Source organism: Aminobacter sp. P4_D5 (assembly GCF_056401815.1).
In genome coordinates this window covers 1-536 of the sequence record NZ_JBFUIP010001303.1, presented here as the reverse complement: position 1 = coordinate 536, position 536 = coordinate 1, and the positions used below count along the sequence as shown (strand labels likewise).

At 63.2% G+C, this 536-nt stretch carries 1 pseudogene; it reads right to left on the bottom strand.

What is annotated here, in order from left to right:
• Positions 1–257: 257 nt before the first annotated feature.
• Positions 258–536, bottom strand: a pseudogene (locus AC1DWF_RS38070) (S-(hydroxymethyl)glutathione dehydrogenase); the annotation flags it as partial.

Sequence of the window (536 nt, the reverse complement as noted above, 5' to 3'; positions counted from 1 at the left end):
GCCCTGCAACGCTTTGGACATGGCGGCCGCAGGATCAGCCCGCCCGTCCTTGTTATCGACGTGCCGACGCTAGCATCAACTTTGCGCGGCCGAACAGCGCAGATTTCGCATGTAACAAGCTGCGATAGCTCACTCTTGTGCCAATTATGCCGCATGTGCCTTTTTGAGCACAGGACAGACGGGTGTCTTGCGCGCAATGACGACGCCACACGCCGTGAACGCCCGCAGCGGGAGCGAATCGCCCCATTCGCGACAAATCAGAAGACCACGACGCTCCGGATGCTCTCGCCGGCATGCATGAGGTCGAAGCCGTCGTAGATCTTCTCGAGTGGCAGAACGTGGGTGATGAGCGGGTCGATCTCGATCTTCCCCTGAATGTACCAGTCCACGATCTTCGGCACGTCCGTCCGGCCGCGGGCCCCGCCGAAAGCCGTGCCGCGCCAGTTGCGCCCGGTGACGAGCTGGAACGGCCGGGTCGAGATCTCCTGCCCCGACGCCGCCACGCCGATGATGATGGACGTCCCCCAGCCGCGATG